This window comes from Bacillus sp. FSL H8-0534 (genome assembly GCF_038005885.1).
GTDB lineage: Bacteria > Bacillota > Bacilli > Bacillales > Bacillaceae_G > Bacillus_A > Bacillus_A pseudomycoides.
Genome location: NZ_JBBOUC010000001.1, coordinates 1,736,148 through 1,754,214, shown reverse-complemented (window position 1 = coordinate 1,754,214; position 18,067 = coordinate 1,736,148). Strand labels below are relative to the sequence as shown.

Genomic DNA, 18,067 nt, shown 5'->3' with positions numbered 1-18,067 from the left:
TATCACCTTAAGGGAAAAACAAAGGAGATAAATCATGATGAATAACTTACTAGTGTTTGACCATGAAGAATTAGGACAAGTTAGAAGTATCAAACAAGGAGAAGAAATTTACTTTGTAGCTAAAGATGTATCAGACATTTTAGAGTTTAGGGACGCATACACCGCTACTAGAGGGCTGGACGATGATGAAAAGCTCTTACACACAATTTATGTAGCAGGTCAAAACAGAGAAGTAACACTTATTAACGAGTCAGGTCTCTACGGTTTAATTCTAACGAGTCGCAAGCCACAAGCTAAAGCCTTTAAGAAATGGATTACCAGTGAGGTGCTACCTAGTATCCGTAAAGATGGTGGCTATCTTGTAACAACTGAGGAAGATGATGAACAAGCTATCATGGCTAAAGCGTTATTGCTAGCTCAGAGAACACTCGAAAGAAAGAATGTACAACTTAAGCAAGCTGAGGAGACTATTAAGATACAAGTTCCAAAGGTTGAATACACTGACAAGGTTCTTTCCACAGAAGGATACTACACAGCAACCGAGGTAGCAAAGATATTTGGTATGCGATCACCTCAAGGGTTGTATAACAAGTTAGTGGATAAGAAAATTATCTATAAGAGCAGAAAAAAGAATTACCTCCACAAAGCAGAGTATTCATTCCTAAGAGATGAGAATTACATCAGATACCAAACTACAGCGTTCGGACTTCAAATGTTGTTCTCCGAGTTGGGACGCTATTGGATTGCTCAACAGTTAGGAATTATTACTCAGTAATCCCCACGTAGTACAACTTCTAAAATATTAATCCTCATAATTCCCCATGAGGTGGCGAACCCAAACTAATTAAAACTAAGGAGATGTGATCATTTATGTTAAACAAATTATTCGGCTCAAACAAAAAGGTTAAAACTGTAGAGGCTGCACAGAGCGATTTAAATAAAGTTGATGAGCTAGTTGTTTCCTTGGAAACTAAACGGAATGAGCTACAAAGTACTATCTCTAAAATCAACAATGCTATGAATATCATCGAGGCAACTATTCTGATTGACCCTAGCAACGCAAACTTAAATACAAAAGCAAAAGGTGAGAAGCAACTAGGGGAGTTAAACAACGAGGTTCAATCAGTGCAAGCTGAGCTAGATAAAGCTAGAGAACAACGCCAGGAAGCACAGCAAGCCTACGTACACTCAAAAGGTGAGCAAGTGAAGAAAGAACATATTGAGGCTTCTGCTAAGGATAAAGCTACTTATCACTTATCAGACTTTGCAGAGCGACTAGGTAAAGATTGCTTTGCAGGTAAAGGCTACGAGGATTTAGGCTTGGCATTCGGCTTTGGAGAAACTAAGTCATTCCATCCAGATAGTGAAGAGTTCAAGTACATTCAGGAGTTAGGTAAAGAGATTAATAGCGAGTCAGATAAGAAAGGTGAGGCGATTGTTATTGAAGCTCTACAAGCAATGTTGACCGTCCTCAATAAGCATGGCATTGAGTTAACTGAGAAGGGTAACAGCTTAATGAAACACTTTAAAGCAGAAACTAACAAATAATAACTGACAGCAACTCTGCCTTGCTGGTGGCACTGGTGAGGCAGGCAATCTATTAAACTACAGAGGTGAAAACACATGAGTTACAAACGACACGAATTGAATTTAATCGAGTCCTTTTCAGAAGGTATTAAACAAGGTGAAGACCTAGTGAAAGACGCTGAATTGTTCTCGGTAGGCACTCACAGAGGTCAAAAGTATGAGGTAGTAGATCTACAGAGGTTAGCCAATAATTTTAATGCTGAGGAGCAGATACCTATTCAGTTAGATCACTCAGAGTCAATCAAGGATACTGTAGGCTTTCTTGAAGAGGTAAAAGTTCAAGGGGATAAGCTTATTGGCAAACTGCGAGTAATCGATGAGTTCACTAAAGAACGTATCTCCAAAAAGTTAATGAAGAAACTCTCTATCTCATTCTACACAAACAATGAAGGTAAACCTGAGAAGCTACGTGAGGTTCCTCTAGTGGCCTTCCCTCAAGTTAAAACCGCTCAACTATTCCATGAGAACGGCAACTCGATAGCTGATCTACAGCGTAAAGCTGATATTCTCTCACGAGAAGCAAATCTACTATTACAATACTCAGAGATACGAAATAAGGCTCAACGATTGGAGTTAGGGCTAAAACCGTTAACTAAGGAATTCAATAAGCGAGAAGCACCTAAGAAGCCGACAACTCGTGAGATTGAAGCTGCCAAGAAGGCTCAAGAAGAATTTGACAAGTTCTATGCAGAATACACAAGTAATCTACATTGGAGTAACTAACGAGGTGATACTAATGAATAAACCAGCACCAAGAAAAGGAGCTAGACCATCTAAATTAGATGATCCAAGACTGAAAGCTTTAGCTGAGAAGGTTGCGGTTGCCAAGGAGAAAGACAATCAGGAAGCTCTCAAGAAACTCCGTAGCCAGCTCAAGAAGGAACCGACTATATGCGGTGCTATCAAGGGTGACGGTAGGTTGTGCCTGAGAAAGCCACACATTAAAGAGGATGGTTCTACTAATGGAAAATGTCCGTTCCATGGCGGTAAGTCTACCGGGCAAAAAACTGAGGAGGGGAGGAAGAAAGCTATGGCAAATTTAAACCCCAGAGCTAACCTTATTCACGGAGCTTACTCAAAAGAATTCAAAGAGATGCTATCTCAAGGGGAGACTGACTTGTACAACGGGTTAATGGATTACTACATTGAAAACTATGAGGTCGATCCGTTTAACCTTGTACTCGTAGACCGATTTGCTATCAATACTGTTAAATCTATGAGAATGGACTCTAAGGACTTCTTGCGAGATAGCAAAGCTTACAACGATACTGAGGTAAAACTTATCCGTTTCGCTGAGTCCCTAGGATTGAACCAAAAGTTTAAGCAATCTAAGGAACATAAAGATAACGCTAGTAAAGTAGATCTTAATGCGTTATTTGACATGGGAAATGAACAGTAAGTAAATATATGAGATGGCGACCCACTAGGCACACTTTGCAGGTAGAAAAACAGTCGTCCTCAGTGTTAAATCCTAGGAAATTAGTGAATTTGACTACAAGAGAGAAGCTTTCAAGCCTCACAATAAATACAAACAAGCTACTAAGCGAGCTTAAGGAGGAGATGCTTATGAGCAGACACATTACTTACCTAGCTCTGAGGAGGATATCGATTCTGTGAAGCAAAAGCTACTTAGCGTGTATTCTAACATATTTAACTCTATAGTTATCCCGCTCAGATTAACTGTAAGTGAAGTAACTGAGCTAGAATACCAAGGAGGCCAAGCTGAGGAGAAAGCCAATTTACGTCTCCTAGAGAGTGAGTATGGAGAGTTGTAATGCTAAAGAGGAGAGCCTAAAAGGTTGCTCCTTTCTTTGTGTGCATGTGATCTTGGGGAAATAAGGTTTGTAGCTAAGGAGTTATATTTAAAAATATTTTATTCTGAATATTCTTGAGAAATAGAAATATAGCCTTTTTTGTTTATTCAAATTTTGCTATTGTTTATTATAGGGAGTTTTTATATAAAAAGGATGAGGAGGTTATTTATGAACGTTCAAACAAAGGGGAATGAGCAAGTAATCCAATTATTAAACGAATGGTATTTAGAGATTCGCTCGAGACATTTAGATAAAGCAAGGGATTTAAAATTAAAAGTGGAGGCGAAAGTTAATGAGGTTAAAGACAACTCAGAGTTATTGCAGCATTACTTACTTCTCGATTTTCGATACAATTACTTAATTGATAACTTGAGAGTATCTAAAGATAGTTTTGATGAAATCGACCTTTATGGTGTACCAACAAATAGCTCGCTAGCGTACTATTATCATTTTTTTAAAGCTATCCACTCTAATGCAATTGGTGAATATACTTTAGCTAAAGAGCACTATGAGAAAGCTGAATCTCTTCTAAGGTATATTTCTGATGAACTTGAACATGCAGAGTTTTACTATAAATTAGCTACATTCCGTTATCATGTTTATCAAGCGCTGTTAGCAATTACTCATGTAACGAAAGCTAAAGAGATATTCTCTAAACATGATGGCAATGAGTTAAATCTTGCTTTTTGTAATAACCTTTATGGACTAGCTTGTGTTCATTTAAGAGAATGGGAATTGGCTGAGGAGCATTTGACTTCTGCAATGAATACTTTTCAAAAGATAGAGGAAGAGCACTTTATCCTTATGGTTCGCCAAAATCTAGGTTTAATGTATGCAAGTCAAAACCTCTCTTCATTGGCTATTCGTTATTTATCTGAAGTTAATGAAAAAATGCCAACGAATTACAGAGCTCTATTTGTTGAAGCTAGAGAGCAATTTAAATTAGGTCAAACAGAAATTGCTTTGGAGCTTATCGAAAAAGGTTTAACAATATGTAAACAACTAGAAAACAATGAGTATCAGTACCGATTGATAATTTTAAAATCTATGGTTCAAAATATACCAGCTCAAGAGTTAGAAAAAGTAGTTTTAGCAGGAATGGATTACTTTAAAAGAGAACAACTATGGGAGTATGTTCAAGAGTATACTGAAGTAGTGGCTGTGCAGTACCACAATGAAGGTAACTTTGAACAAGGAAGTAAGTACTTTTATTTAAGTTATGAAGCTAAAAAAGAAGTTCACAAGAAGGAGGCACTAAAATGAAGAAAGTGATACTTGGTTTAATGGGAATTGTAACAATTTTGACGCTAACACTTGGAGTATATACTACAGTAGATGAGCAGCAAACTACTACCCTAGTGAAAACTATGGCAGATGGAAACACTGGAGGTTGATCTCTTTAATAAAGAATTAACAGAAGCAGGGAGAAATCCTTGCTTTATTTTTGTGCAAAATCAGAAGTGGAGTATCATTAAATTAGGATATCCGAGGGGGATTACTGTAGGTGAACGCTCCTTTGCTTTTGTTTGGTTTTCGGTTAATCTGTTAACTTCTTGCCAGCGTACATGTGAGTTAGCATTTTATCGATCTTATCCGCTTTGTCTATTGTATGTATCTTGTTGAGTTGAATAAAAGCGGTATAAAACCTTTTAGCGTCCTCAATTGTATCTAGTTCATAGAAGTCTTTGACTTTACCGTAAAACTTTTGTTGTTTACTTTCCAATGGCTCACCTCGTTTCCTTAGTGGCTTGAGTAGATCATAATCTAAAGGTTCTAGAACCATCAATAGATAATTGGAAAGTTTTTTAATTTATTTTCATAAGAATGATAAAATAGACGAAATTTTATTAGAGACATCTATAAGTTTGACTGTGGAGTTTTCTTTTGGTTGGATACAAATCGGTTGCTCTCATAAAGCGTCTTATAAGTCAATGTGAGAGGTTGTTCTCTCTGGTGTGGCATTCCAGCAGACAATGAAACGAGTACAAATATCCTTAGAAGCCGTACAAGCTCGAACAAGAACCTGATAGTTTACCACCCTTAGCATGCAATCAAGAATATACTTAATAGCACCACCTCAAGGGTTAATGCTGAGAAGGACAGAAACCAGTTGCTAGGGATTATTACTTATCAGTAATAACAATGTGTGAAACGCTAGTGACTCGATAGAGGGCGCTCTTCAGGTTAACCTTGTAGGAAATCAAACAGCTCACACTTAAGCCTTCTTTGCCCAACAGACATCATCTTTGCGAGAACGCCAAACAAGTAGCCTTTGAAGCCTTTTCTAATTTTGTTCATCTTCAGAGCAAATACAGATTGTTTAAATGCTGAGATTGCTATCTCGGTTGTATCAACTAAATCAGGTGCATACTTGTAAGCTGCCAATTTAACTTTTCCCCACATAGCATAGATTTCCTTAGCTGTATAAAAGAAAGGGGATACTGTATTGATAAATTCCATTGGTACACATGAGTTAGTCAAATAAGATACATCTAACTCGTCGATATTAACAGATGCGCTATTACGTATCTTTAATTCTTTAGAGCTTTTAGCTTTAAGTGTAATGGCTTCTTCTTCGTGAGATGGCTCCTCAAGTTGCTCAAGAGTAGGCTCAGCAACTTCTTTGCAAGATGCCAACGCATGGTGACGCTCGAAAGGATTAATTACACAGATAAACGCTGAGTAGCCACCACTAACAGGTTTAAACTGCTCAATACGAGTAATGATTCCTAATTCGCTGAAACGTTTGAGGGCACGCTGAACAGTACGCTTAGAGTATCCTGTTAGGTCTGCTAATGTATTATTCTTCAGGTAGCTAACTCCAACGAACTTACATGAGTAGTTTGATAGCTTTAGAAGTATCACTCGTTCGCTGTCCTTTAAATTATATTCCTTAAGAGTGCGATCAATAGTTTTGTCCATCTCAGCAACAGACTGAAAGCTTTCATATTGTCTTAATTTCTTCATGCTCTTTTCCTCCTATGTAATTAAGAAGGAACACCCCTTGAGCTAGTACCAATGAGCATGATACAATAGCAAACAAGGAAGCTCCTTCGAGTTTCTTTAGTAGCTGTAGAGAACCCTGTTCGGTCGCCAAACTAGCAGGGTTCTCTTTTTATTTGTCTTAAATCTCAAGTGAATTAAGTGGATTGAACTTATCGTTTTGCTCTCTCAAGGCTGTTCCCCAAAGAGAAAGATACCTCTCAGTCATTCTCAAATTGCTATGTCTTAGCATTCTTTGGAGAGTAAAAACGTCCATTCCAGCCATTAAGCAACGATGAGCAAAAGTATGACGAAAAGTATGAGCTGATAAGCGAACATCTGAGAAGTTCATTACTTGTTTGAGTCTTTTAAATATGAGCTTCACTGAGTTAGGACTCATCTGTTTCCCTTCTCGTGTGGTGAACACGTACTCGGGTAACCTGCCTAGTTCACGCTCCATGAACACTTTGTACTCACAAAACTCCTTTACAAGCTTGTTTGTAAGAGGGACAGTTTGTTGCTTGCGAGCTTTACCGAATAGGGTTACTGTTTGGTTTACTAAGTCCAACTCACTCCAGCGGATATTAATAAGCTCACCAAGCCTTGAGCCAGTTCCTAAAAGGAAGATAATAATGGTATGGTCTCGATAAGCATAGAAGCTTTTATTCCTAGTTTTGAGTCTCCTATAGTAGCGAAGCATTTGCTTGATATGTTCATCTTGGAAGACCTCAATTTTTATGTCCTCTTTAGCCAGTTTCATTTTACGAATAGGGTTTTCTTTCTCGCTGATAATGTCCTCATGTTGTAAATAATTAAAGAAAATCTTGAGATGGTGAAGCTTGGTATTTCTAGTTACTACGTTGTTCCCTCTTGTCTTTTGGCAATACATGAGGTAGCTCTTAACAGTTGCTTCTCTAATGTCTCGTGTATCAATGAGTTCACGCTCAGAGCAGAACTCTTGGAACTCATGTAGGGTAGCCATATAAGATTGAATTGTACGAGGAGACAGATTAGCGAACTCTTTTTCCTCTTTGAAATCCTTCATAGCAAACTTAAGTAGCATTTTCTTATCAGTCCTTTCTTAGTTTTATAGAAACAAAAAAGAGGACTACCTCTGAGCCAGCTGATTAGCTGACTAGAAGTAGTCCTCTTTTAACTTGTGGTGTCTGATGGAGACCTCCACAGTTTTAGCTTTTGAGAATGTCCTCTCAAGCCTTGATACTATTAAGTTTTATGATCCCGGAGAGGCTCGAACTCACGACCTCCACCCTGTCAAGGTGGCGCTCTCCCTGCTGAGCTACGGGATCATGATAAAAGTGATAATTCATATATGTCTGATAATTCTGTTGATTTTATTATACAAACTTAAGTGGCACCTTACAATAGTTTTTAACTACAATGTTTAAAATGGAACCTGGTAGAATAACACATTTATATTTTGTTGGGAGCACATTTTCATGTAGTTTAATAGTAAATAGTAAGAGAATTACTCATTCATGAAGCTGAAGTGATTTTTTGCGTTTCATCAAGTTGAATATTAATTTTATCCTATAATACAATTTAAAATTGATATAATTTAAAATAGGACATAATTTGAAGGGGCGTGTCACATTGTTTAGAAGGAGCGGAAAAGGAATTATTCTTGTTGGGTATCTTGTTTTATTTGGATTAATATTCGGTGGCATTATGTTGTTTTATAAAACAGATAAGAAAGAAATGAATGCTGAAAAGACTGAGCAAATCGAAGAGGTAGATAAATCAAAAGATATTGGAATGAAGATAAGAGAAACGCATAGTGATTTAAATACGATTACTGGTTGGGAAAGGTATGAAAATCTAGAGAAGACCGATGCTCCAGATTGGGAAGTGAACGAATGGGGATTCAAGTTAATTGATACCACTTTAAAAGAAGCTGCCTCGTTGACTAAAGGCAATTTAAAGGAAGATTTAGACCGAGCTAGAAAATTGCTTCATATTTCAATTCAAAATCATGATACAACAGCTTTAGTATATGTTCACCGTATTTTACATGATCTTGATATCGGACAAAACAGATTGGAAGCGAGAGATGTGTTTAACAGTGCAAAAGCTGGTGCTGGTGATGCTAGTGCAATACCTACTTATGAGGATTATATTAAGCAACATAGCAAATAAATATTAAATTTATATTTGTTTTGGTAGGATCTTCTTTTTACAATTTCGTGGAAATAGGGTATAACAGAAACAGAAAATAGGTTTATAAATACTTTATAGATTAAAGAGGTATATACAAATGGTAAGAAAATCTTTCAAGATACGTGTATCTAGAAATAGAACGATCTCAATAAATGGTGCGATTCTTGATGTTGATGTCTCTCATGATGAGTTTTTAGATGAGTTTATTGAATGGGTAGATTCAAAGGGTTGGTCCTTCATGGGAATGACCGATGAGATTACAGAAGAGGAAGCAGGGAATAATTTAATAGATTTATTGGCTGATGAGAAGGACAAGTAAGAATGAGTCCTTCTTATTTTTATGCGTATGATTATGTCTTTTCTTGTAAAATTATGATATAGTGAAAAACGGCAATTAATTTTCCATTTAAATACCAATTTAATGTCGGATTGGTAGAATTAGTATATAAGGCAAAAGAAAATAGAAAAGGGAGAGTCATATGGTGAATTGTAAGAAAATTTCGGTTTTTGTTATGGTGATTTGTTTATTCTTTTTAACGCCTATGACATTGTACGCTGAAACTGGAACTGAACCAGTGCCGGCACCTGGTCCGGGTCCAAATGTGTTTGGACAGTTTGCAGTTTCAATTGATGCAAAAACAGGGGATGTTTTGTATGACAAAAATGCACATCAACATGCATTTCCGGCAAGCATGACGAAAGTATTGACTGCTATTTTATTAATGGAGCATACGAAGCCAGAGGAGCAATTTACGTTTTCACAACCTGCATTAGATCAGGAAAAGAGTAATTATCAACTTGAATTTCAGGTAGGTGAAACAATCAATCGTAATACAGCACTAACAATTTTAATGGTATTAAGTGCAAATGATGTTGCGTATGCAATTGGTGAACGTATTGGCGGAAGTATAGAAAACTTTGCGAATATGATGAACGAGAAAGCGAAGCAGTTAGGAGCAAAGGATAGTCATTTTGTAACGCCGAATGGTTTACATGATCCGAATCATTATACGACGGCATATGATATGGCAATGATCACGAGAGGGGTTCAACAATACCCTGAGATTTTACAAGCTATGAATACGAAACGAACAACGGTTACAACATCTAGACAAACGGTTTCTATTTTTAATAAGGCTACTTATTTCGAAAATCCATATAGTATTGGTGGAAAAACAGGTTTTACAAATGAAGCACGCAATACACTTGTATTATTAAATGAGAAAGATGGTAATCGTATTGTCAATGTTGTGATGGCGTCACAAAGACCAGAGATTTACGAAGATATGCGTCAAATTGCAGATCATTCTTTCTCACAATTTGCTAAGCAAATGGTTTTAGATAAAAATAATTGGCATCAGAAAGCAACATATTTAGATAAAAATATAGATTGTGAACTTGAAAAAAGTGCAGAATTGATGTTGAAGAAAGATGAAGGTAAGAATGTAAAAACAGTCTTTAGAACGGCTCCGGTTGATAAAGAAAAACTATATCAAAAGGGGATTCATCGCGGGGATGTAATTGGAATAGTAGACGTGACGAAAAACAATCAAAAGATTGAAAGTATTAATGTTCTTTCTAAGGAAGATGTTACATTTGCAATGCCGAAAAAAAATATAAAGCCAGCTGAACCTACGTATCCTTTTGGGTTGATGGTAAGTATTGGAGTTGGAATTATTGCTTTAATAATAATCGGTTTATATGTGGTAAGACGAGCTAAAAAGAATGCGGTTTCAGAAGTGGAATAGGCAATGATCAATTGCCTATTTTTTATTGCGTTTTTCATTCGTTCATTATAGTATTGACTTGAGTTCTTTTTTAAGAACAACTTAGGATATCCTAGTTTTTACGTGCATATACATAATAAAGAGGAGGAGATAATGATGAAACTAGTTTGGAAGATTATGAGTAACGTCATCTCATTTGTTTTATTTGCGTTAATGGTTTTTTTAGCGTTTATTGTCATCTCATCAAAAGCAAGCGGCGGGGATCCGACTGTAATGGGATATCAATTTAAAACAGTACTATCTGGATCGATGGAACCAACATTTTTAACAGGGTCAATTATTGCAATCGAACCAACGAAAGATGGATCTAAATATAAAAAAGACGATGTAATTACTTTTAAAGAAAGCGATAAAAAAATTGTAACTCACCGTATTATTGATGTGAAAAACGTAAATGGGAAAGTAATGTATGAAACGAAAGGTGACAATAATAATGGGCCGGATTTAAAACCAGTCTTAGCAGAAAATGTTATTGGGAAATATGGAAATATTACAGTTCCATATGTGGGGTATTTGTTGAATTATGCGAATTCAAAAGCAGGAGCAGCCTTACTTTTAATTATTCCAGGCATATGTTTACTTGGGTACTCTGCAATTTCTATTTTTAGTGCAATCCGTAGCATTGATAGCGAAAAGAAAAAGAAATCTGCAGATGTAGGACAATCTGTATAATTCCGTTATTTTCTCCATTTTAGAGATTATAAATATAAAGATATTATTGGAGAAACCTTCAATACCAGTTAATAATGATGCACTTTTGGAGTTATTAAAGGAGAAGGGAATTAAGGCGGGAAACAAGAATACATTTAAAGTGAAATTTGAGTTTGTAGATAATGGAAAAAAATTAAAATCGATTCCAAGGAGATACGCTTGAGCTGAAATGGACATTTGATGCACAGCAAACAGTTGGTAGCGAGAAATAATTATATAAATAGGCTATCAAATTGATAGTCTATTTATATATATTATTTTCGAACTATTATACGGAGATATGTATACGAGAGATTAGATTGATAGAATTAGGTTTTTTACCATGCAAAAAGGCCATATGCCACAAAAATGTAAAAAAATTCTATATTTTTTATTTGATTTTCGGATTTTATTCTATATAATGAAATTATGTTCTTTATAGAGAATTGAATGCGAGTAATGGGAGAGGTTGGAATGATGAAATCATCAAAAAAAATAAAAACAATACTCATGTTACCATGTATGTGTTCAATAGCTTTCTATATGGGATCACAAGTAGTTACGTATACAGAGGCTGCTTTTGTAAATGAGACAAAAATACATTCTACTGTTTCAACTGCAATTGTATTTCCAAAAACGATTGATACTTTGGTGAAAGAAACGCAACAGCATGAGAATTTGATTTTAAATGGAACTGAAGGAATGAATAAGGAAACGCAAGCTGATTCTGTAGAAGTACTCGAACAAAAAGCGCAGCAATGGAGAGAACAGTTTGAAAAAGTGAAAGTGGAACGTGAAGCCTTGCAACACATATATACAGAAATAGAAGATTATTATAAGCAATCAGTAGAAAATGTAAGAGTAAATAATAGCGATTCAAGTAAGCAAGTGCTTCAATATGTACAAGCGGGTTTTACTAAAGTAGGGAGTATTAAGGATAATGTTGATAAGCAAATATCAGTACAAAAAATGGAAGAATTTATTCTAACCCTACAAAAGAAAATAGAAGAGAAAAAAGCGCAACAGGTTAATAACACGTCTGGAAAAACAGAGCAAGAACAAGTCGTACCTTCTTCTGAGCAAAAAGAGTCAAACAGCCAGGAAGAAATAAAGCAACCATCAAACCCTACGCAAGAACAAGTCGTACCGTCTTCTGGGCAAAAAGAGTCAAACAGCCAAGAAGAAACAAAGCAACCATCAAACCCTACACAAGAACAAGTCGTACCTTCTTCTGAGCAAAAAAAATCAAACAAACAAGAAGAAATAAAGCAACCGTCAAACCCTAAACAAGAACAAGTCAATCAAGCTCAATAAGCGAAAAAGACCAATCCAGTATTATAACAGCCTGAAGAGAATAAAGAAGAAGTGCAGAAACAAGATTCAAGCGCTGTACATGAAAACCACTGATTTTTGGGTTATACCTTCTACAAATGTAGAGGTTAACATAAAAAAATGAAGTTCAGGGGGAATATGGAATGGGAATTAAGAAAAAATTAGGAATGGGTGTTGCATCAGCTGCGTTAGGACTATCTTTAATTGGTGGAGGAACATTTGCATACTTTAGTGATAAGGAAGTATCAAATAATACATTTGCAGCAGGTACATTAGATCTTTCTGTAGATCCAACTACGATTATTGATGTTGATAATATTAAGCCAGGGGATAAAATGACACGTGACTTTAAGCTTGTCAATAATGGTTCATTAGATATAAAAACTGTGAAATTATTAACTAATTATAATGTAATAGATTCAAAAGGAGATAATTCAGAAGACTTTGGTAAGCATATCCGTGTGAATTTCTTCTGGAATTGGGATAAATTAAGTGAGCCTATTTTCTCAACGACATTGGCGGATTTAAAGGCTATGTCTCCAGATGCAGTGGAAGAAAGTATTTTTGCAGGTTGGTTTGCTGAAAAGGGTGGTTTGAAGCATGGTGATTCCGATTATCTTTGGGTACAATATGAATTTGTAGATAATAAGCAAGATCAAAATCAATTCCAAGGTGATAAACTTGAGTTGAAATGGACATTTGAAGCAGAACAAACAGAAGGGTCAGAAAAATAATAGGATTGATAGAAAAAAGGTAGGTTTTTCCTGCCTTTTTTTCATACCAATTCTTGTTATATGAGGGATGCACATGAATAAGAAGTGGTTATTTATCATGAGTATATGTCTGATTCTAGTAGTTTTCATTGGTATTACAAAAAATATTGACCAAGTGTATGCAGAGGAGCGGCGAGAAATAGATATAAGTCTTGAGCCCAAAGAAGTACTATTTCATGTTTCAAATATGAAGCCAGGAGACTGGGCAAATCGAAGTATACGTATTAGTAATGAAGGAACAAAGAAATTATCATATAGTATAAAGAGCGAGGCTTCAGAGGGGTCTACGAAATTATATGAAGCTCTTACGGTCACTGTAAAAGATAAACAAGGAGTGCTGTACGAGGGAAGTCTAAAAGAACTTCAAAGTATGGAAAAGCGTACATTAGCAGTTAATAGAACTGACGAGCTTATCTATACGATACATGTTCCTAAAGAGTTAGGAAATGAGTATCAAGGATTACAAACAATAGTAAAATTTATTTTTTATGCAGAGGGACCAACCGGCAATGGTGAGGGTACCGAAAATGAAATGGGAATCAATCAAATGCAACCTCCTGCATCCATAAATTCTAATAGTAACTGGCAGCTACCACGTACAGGTACGCAGCAAAGCAGTATGATTTTAATAGGGTTTGGCTTAGTATGGTGTGGATTATATTTTTATAAAAAGTATATTCAAATGAAGTATCGGAAGGATTAAGTCTTTTTAAGGATGAATAGAGAATAGTTTCAAAATTAATATTATTTTATAGTTGCAATTACACCTCTACGTTCTTTATAATGAACATAAGGTAGCTTTTAAAGAACAGATAAATTCAAGGGGTATTGTACATACATTGGCCGTAGAAAAATAACAGGCGTTCTATTGGTTATACCTCTTATCCTACATTAAGAGATAACAATAAAAAAAATAGCTAGGGGGAATTTACAGTGAGTTTAAAGAAAAAATTAGGTATGGGAGTCGCTTCAGCGGCATTGGGATTATCTTTAATCGGTGGAGGAACATTCGCTTACTTTAGTGACAAAGAAGTATCGAACAATACGTTTGCAGCGGGTACATTAGATCTTACTTTGGACCCTCAAACAATTGTAGATATTAAGGACCTTAAACCAGGCGATTCTGTTAAGAAAGAATTCTTATTAAAGAACAGCGGCACGTTAGCAATTAAAGATGTTAAATTAGCAACGAAATATTCAGTTACAGATGCGAAAGGCGATAACGCTGGGGAAGATTTCGGTAAGCATATTAAAGTGAAATTTATTTGGAACTGGGATAAACAAAGCGAGCCTGTATATGAAACAACATTAGCAGACTTACAAAATGCTGATCCAGATCTTCTAGCAAAAGACATCTTTGCTCCAGAGTGGGGTGAAAAGGGTGGCTTAGAAGCTGGAACAGAAGACTACCTATGGGTACAATTTGTATTTGAAGAAAATGGTCAAGATCAAAATAAATTCCAAGGCGATAAATTAAACTTAGAATGGACATTCAATGCAAACCAAACTGAAGGCGAAGAGAGATAATCAATAAGGAAATAACAGACAAAAAAGCGGGGATTCCCCGCTTTTTTTGTAACTAAAAAAAGAGTGCCCCCCAGTATGCACTTCTTTTCGTATATATTATTTCTGATTTCTCTTCCATTTTGTAAACTCTAAAAATTCACGAAATTGTTCTTTTGATACACCGGAGTTCATGGCTTCTTTGACGAGATGTGTCCATTCCGAATCCAATTGATTTTCGGATGGTATTTCGTCATGAAGGAGCGTATCCACGGGAATTTGCAGAACATTAGCAATTTTTTCAAGAAATTGAATGGAAGGGTTCTTTTGTAAATTACGTTCAATGGAACTAATATAAGACTTTGCAACACCTGCTTTTTCAGCAAGTTCTGTTAAAGAAATCCCTCTTTGCAACCGAAGGCGTTTTATACGTTCTCCTATCATCTTTGTGCACCTTTCTGTAAGTATGTAGTCGGCTTATGATGTCATTATTATAACACAAATTTCGTTAAAAAGAACGCCTCTGCTAGTTTCTGGTAGGCTGGTTCATACGTTGGAAAAAGTGTTCGATATCTTGAATAGCAATCCCAGCATCTAAAGCTTCAAGCATTAAATCAATCCAATCCTGATCTAGCGTATCTGCCTTTTCTTTGTACAAAGTGTATTCCTCCCTAATATGTAATGAATCGTACAAAATAAACAACCTTTTAAACACATTATAATATTTCGAAAAGTTAATTTGGTAAAAATAATGTTAATTTATTGTATATTTTGTAGGTAAAATCAATAAAAAGTTATTGTTTTGTCATTCTATAAAGAAATTGTAATAGTTTTATCAAAAATTATCAATATCTTCAGAAATAACTGATATATGGAGAAATATTTTTGTGGAAAACATGTAATTTTTACAAAAATGTTACAAAAGTTACAAAATAGCACAAAATCAAACAAAATATTGAAAAATTACTGAATTTTTATTATTATCTAAATATTGGTACATATTTTATTGGGGGAGGAAAAAAGGGATGAAAAAGAAACCGTTTAAAGTGTTATCAACACTTGCTGTAGCAGCTGTTCTTAGTTGCTCATTTGGGGCTGGTAGCCAGTCTGTTTATGCAGAAACACCTGCAAAAACAGTACCTACAAGTCCAATTGATGATCATTTAATTCCAGAAGAGCGCTTAGCTAATGCTCTTAAAAACCGAGGAGTGATTGATTCATCAGCTTCAAATGAAGAAACAAAGAAAGCTGTCGAAAAGTATGTAGAGAAAAAGAAGGGTGACAAACCTGGAAAAGAAGAAACAACTGGGGATTCTGTTACAAAAGAAGCGTCTGATTTCCTGAAGAAGGTTAAAGATGCAAAGGCAGATACAAAAGAAAAATTAGAAACACCAGCAAATGGTAATGGAGCTGGAGCAGTTCCCGCTAAAGGCGCATTAAATGGTAAAGTGCCAACTACTTCTGCAAAGGCAAAAGAGTATAATGGAAACGTTCGTAAAGACAAAGTACTTGTTTTACTTGTAGAGTATGCTGACTTCAAACATAACAATATTGATAAAGAACCTGGTTATATGTATTCTAGTGATTTTAACCAAGAACATTATCAAAAAATGTTATTTGGTGACGAACCATTTGCATTAGATGATGGAAGCAAAATTGAAACATTTAAGAAGTATTATGAGGAACAATCTGGCGGTAGCTATACAGTAGATGGAACAGTTACAAAGTGGTTAACAGTTCCAGGAAAAGCTGCTGATTACGGCGCAGATGCTGGAGATGGTCATGATAATAAAGGACCACTAGGACCTCGTGACCTGATCAAAGATGCATTAAAAGCAGCGGTAGATAGCGGTCTTGATTTATCAGAATTCGATCAATTTGATCAATATGATGTAAATAAAGATGGCAATCAAAATCAACCAGATGGCTTGATTGACCACTTAATGGTTATCCATGCTGGTGTTGGACAAGAAGCTGGTGGTGGCAAATTGGGTGATGATGCAATTTGGTCACATCGTTGGACAGTTGGTCAAAAACCATATGAAATAGAAGGTACAAAATCAAAAGTACCATACTGGAATGGGAAAATGGCAGCGTTTGACTACACAATTGAACCAGAAGATGGAGCAGTTGGTGTATTCGCGCATGAGTATGGTCATGATTTAGGTCTTCCAGATGAGTATGATACAAAATATTCTGGCGGCGGCGAGCCAGTTCAGTCATGGTCTATTATGAGTGGCGGTAGCTGGGCAGGTAAAATTGCTGGAACAACGCCAACAAGTTTCTCTCCGCAAAACAAAGAGTTCTTCCAAAAAACAATTGGTGGAAACTGGGCGAATATTGTGGAATTAGATTATGATAAGTTAAACCGAGGAATTGGTTATGCAACATACTTAGATCAAAGCGTAACAAAAACGGATCGCCCAGGTCTGATCCGTGTTAATTTACCGGATAAAGATGTAAAAGGAATTCAGCCTGCGTTTGGTAAGAAGTACTACTATAGTACAAAAGGTGATGATCTTCATACAACATTAGAAACACCTTTATTTGATTTAACAAATGCAACAAATGCAAAGTTTGATTACAAATCATTATATGAAATTGAAACAGACTATGATCTCTTAGAAGTACATGCAGTAGCAGAAGATGGGTCGAAAACATTAATCGATACAATTGGTAATAAAAATGTAAAAGGTGGTGCAGATACCACTCTTGGAAAATGGGTAGACAAATCTTATGATTTAAGCCAATTTAAAGGTAAGAAAGTGAAGCTTGTATTTGAATATATTACTGATGGTGGTTTAGCATTAGATGGATTTACTCTTGATAATGCAACATTAACAGTAGATGGTAATGTTGTATTCTCTGATGATGCAGAAGGTACACCAAAATTCAAACTAGATGGCTTCGTTGCTTCTACTGGAATTGAAAAGAAAAAGCACAACTACTATGTAGAGTGGAGAAACTCTGCTGGTGCTGATGAAGCGTTAAAATATGCTCGCGGTCCAGTATATAACACAGGTATGGTTGTATGGTATGCAGACTCAAGCTATACAGATAACTGGGTTGGCGTGCATCCAGGATACGGATTCCTTGGTGTAGTTGATTCTCATCCTGAAGCAATTGCAGGAACTTTAAATGGTAAGCCAACATTTAAAGATAGCACACGTTATCAAATTGCTGATGCAGCGTTCTCTTTCGATCAAACACCAGCATGGAAAGTTGTATCACCAACTCGTGGAACATTTGAATACAGTGGACTACCAGGTGTTGCGAAGTTCGACGATTCTAAAGCTTATATTAATAAGCAAATTCCAGATGCAGGACGCATTTTACCAAAACTTGGCCTGAAATTTGAAGTAGTTGGCCAATCGGATGATAAGTCTGCAGGTGCAGTTCGCTTATATCGTTAATTTATGAAGAA

The 18,067-nt window shown here is 36.0% G+C and carries 19 protein-coding genes, 1 tRNA gene and 1 pseudogene; 16 read left to right on the top strand and 5 right to left on the bottom strand.

What is annotated here, in order from left to right:
- Nucleotides 1-34 precede the first annotated feature (34 nt).
- The 6 genes from MHH71_RS09245 to MHH71_RS09220 all read left to right on the top strand — a co-directional run bounded on the left by MHH71_RS09245 (nt 35) and on the right by MHH71_RS09220 (nt 4,795).
- Complete coding sequence (locus MHH71_RS09245) at nt 35-775, top strand: phage repressor protein/antirepressor Ant (protein WP_006094051.1); 741 nt, start codon at nt 35-37, stop codon at nt 773-775.
- A gap of 95 nt (nt 776-870) precedes the next feature.
- Nucleotides 871-1,548, top strand: a complete 678-nt coding sequence (locus MHH71_RS09240; protein WP_006094052.1) for a hypothetical protein — start codon at nt 871-873, stop codon at nt 1,546-1,548.
- Between the two features lie 75 nt (nt 1,549-1,623).
- The gene (locus MHH71_RS09235; RefSeq protein ID WP_006094059.1) at nt 1,624-2,310 is read left to right on the top strand and encodes a hypothetical protein; all 687 of its coding nucleotides are present in this window, start codon (nt 1,624-1,626) and stop codon (nt 2,308-2,310) included.
- Between the two features lie 13 nt (nt 2,311-2,323).
- Nucleotides 2,324-2,986, top strand: a complete 663-nt coding sequence (locus MHH71_RS09230; protein WP_006094060.1) for an HGGxSTG domain-containing protein — start codon at nt 2,324-2,326, stop codon at nt 2,984-2,986.
- A 583-nt stretch (nt 2,987-3,569) separates the two neighbouring features.
- Nucleotides 3,570-4,664 carry a response regulator aspartate phosphatase gene (locus tag MHH71_RS09225; RefSeq protein ID WP_006094061.1) on the top strand — a complete coding sequence of 365 codons (1,095 nt, stop codon included), beginning with the start codon at nt 3,570-3,572 and terminating at the stop codon, nt 4,662-4,664.
- Nucleotides 4,661-4,795: a hypothetical protein gene (locus MHH71_RS09220; protein WP_018781079.1), complete on the top strand. Its 135-nt coding sequence runs from the start codon at nt 4,661-4,663 to the stop codon at nt 4,793-4,795. Before MHH71_RS09225 ends, MHH71_RS09220 begins: the two co-directional genes overlap by 4 nt.
- 790 nt (nt 4,796-5,585) lie before the next feature.
- Here MHH71_RS09220 and MHH71_RS09215 read toward each other — a convergent pair.
- The 3 genes from MHH71_RS09215 to MHH71_RS09205 all read right to left on the bottom strand — a co-directional run bounded on the left by MHH71_RS09215 (nt 5,586) and on the right by MHH71_RS09205 (nt 7,690).
- A complete protein-coding gene (locus MHH71_RS09215; RefSeq protein ID WP_006094065.1) occupies nt 5,586-6,368 on the bottom strand; it encodes a helix-turn-helix domain-containing protein in 783 nt (260 codons plus the stop codon).
- 157 nt (nt 6,369-6,525) lie between these two features.
- Complete coding sequence (locus tag MHH71_RS09210; protein ID WP_006094066.1) at nt 6,526-7,446, bottom strand: tyrosine-type recombinase/integrase; 921 nt, start codon at nt 7,444-7,446, stop codon at nt 6,526-6,528.
- A 171-nt stretch (nt 7,447-7,617) separates the two neighbouring features.
- A tRNA-Val gene (locus tag MHH71_RS09205) sits at nt 7,618-7,690 on the bottom strand.
- Nucleotides 7,691-7,994: 304 nt separating this feature from the next.
- On the opposite strand from MHH71_RS09205, the gene MHH71_RS09200 reads away from it, so the two are divergent.
- From MHH71_RS09200 to calY, 9 genes and pseudogenes are all read left to right on the top strand, one after another.
- On the top strand, nt 7,995-8,537 hold the full coding sequence (locus MHH71_RS09200; RefSeq protein WP_033798746.1) for a hypothetical protein: 543 nt from the start codon (nt 7,995-7,997) through the stop codon (nt 8,535-8,537).
- 118 nt (nt 8,538-8,655) lie between these two features.
- The gene (locus tag MHH71_RS09195) at nt 8,656-8,877 is read left to right on the top strand and encodes a hypothetical protein (RefSeq protein ID WP_006094068.1); all 222 of its coding nucleotides are present in this window, start codon (nt 8,656-8,658) and stop codon (nt 8,875-8,877) included.
- A gap of 160 nt (nt 8,878-9,037) precedes the next feature.
- A complete protein-coding gene (locus MHH71_RS09190; protein ID WP_033798747.1) occupies nt 9,038-10,306 on the top strand; it encodes a D-alanyl-D-alanine carboxypeptidase family protein in 1,269 nt (422 codons plus the stop codon).
- A gap of 135 nt (nt 10,307-10,441) precedes the next feature.
- The gene (gene sipW, locus MHH71_RS09185; RefSeq protein WP_016113886.1) at nt 10,442-11,017 is read left to right on the top strand and encodes a signal peptidase I SipW; all 576 of its coding nucleotides are present in this window, start codon (nt 10,442-10,444) and stop codon (nt 11,015-11,017) included.
- A gap of 67 nt (nt 11,018-11,084) precedes the next feature.
- A pseudogene (locus tag MHH71_RS09180) lies at nt 11,085-11,268 on the top strand (TasA family protein); the annotation flags it as partial.
- A gap of 241 nt (nt 11,269-11,509) precedes the next feature.
- On the top strand, nt 11,510-12,349 hold the full coding sequence (locus tag MHH71_RS09175) for a DUF4047 domain-containing protein (RefSeq protein ID WP_033798748.1): 840 nt from the start codon (nt 11,510-11,512) through the stop codon (nt 12,347-12,349).
- Nucleotides 12,350-12,510: 161 nt separating this feature from the next.
- Nucleotides 12,511-13,101: a CalY family protein gene (locus tag MHH71_RS09170; RefSeq protein WP_006094072.1), complete on the top strand. Its 591-nt coding sequence runs from the start codon at nt 12,511-12,513 to the stop codon at nt 13,099-13,101.
- Nucleotides 13,102-13,174: 73 nt separating this feature from the next.
- Nucleotides 13,175-13,843 (top strand): TasA family protein, encoded by a 669-nt coding sequence (locus tag MHH71_RS09165; protein WP_033798749.1) that lies wholly within the window; start codon nt 13,175-13,177, stop codon nt 13,841-13,843.
- A gap of 230 nt (nt 13,844-14,073) precedes the next feature.
- Entirely contained in the window at nt 14,074-14,667 is a 594-nt protein-coding gene (gene calY / locus MHH71_RS09160) for a biofilm matrix protein CalY (RefSeq protein WP_003196030.1), read from the top strand.
- 96 nt (nt 14,668-14,763) lie between these two features.
- Here the strand turns inward: calY and MHH71_RS09155 are convergent, their stop codons facing one another.
- Together MHH71_RS09155 and MHH71_RS09150 are read right to left on the bottom strand one after the other, a co-directional pair.
- On the bottom strand, nt 14,764-15,087 hold the full coding sequence (locus MHH71_RS09155; protein WP_003196031.1) for a helix-turn-helix domain-containing protein: 324 nt from the start codon (nt 15,085-15,087) through the stop codon (nt 14,764-14,766).
- Between the two features lie 82 nt (nt 15,088-15,169).
- Complete coding sequence (locus MHH71_RS09150; protein ID WP_003196032.1) at nt 15,170-15,301, bottom strand: anti-repressor SinI family protein; 132 nt, start codon at nt 15,299-15,301, stop codon at nt 15,170-15,172.
- A gap of 367 nt (nt 15,302-15,668) precedes the next feature.
- Here MHH71_RS09150 and MHH71_RS09145 point away from each other — a divergent pair, with 367 nt between their 5' ends.
- Nucleotides 15,669-18,056, top strand: a complete 2,388-nt coding sequence (locus MHH71_RS09145; protein ID WP_006094074.1) for an immune inhibitor A domain-containing protein — start codon at nt 15,669-15,671, stop codon at nt 18,054-18,056.
- Nucleotides 18,057-18,067: the final 11 nt, after the last annotated feature.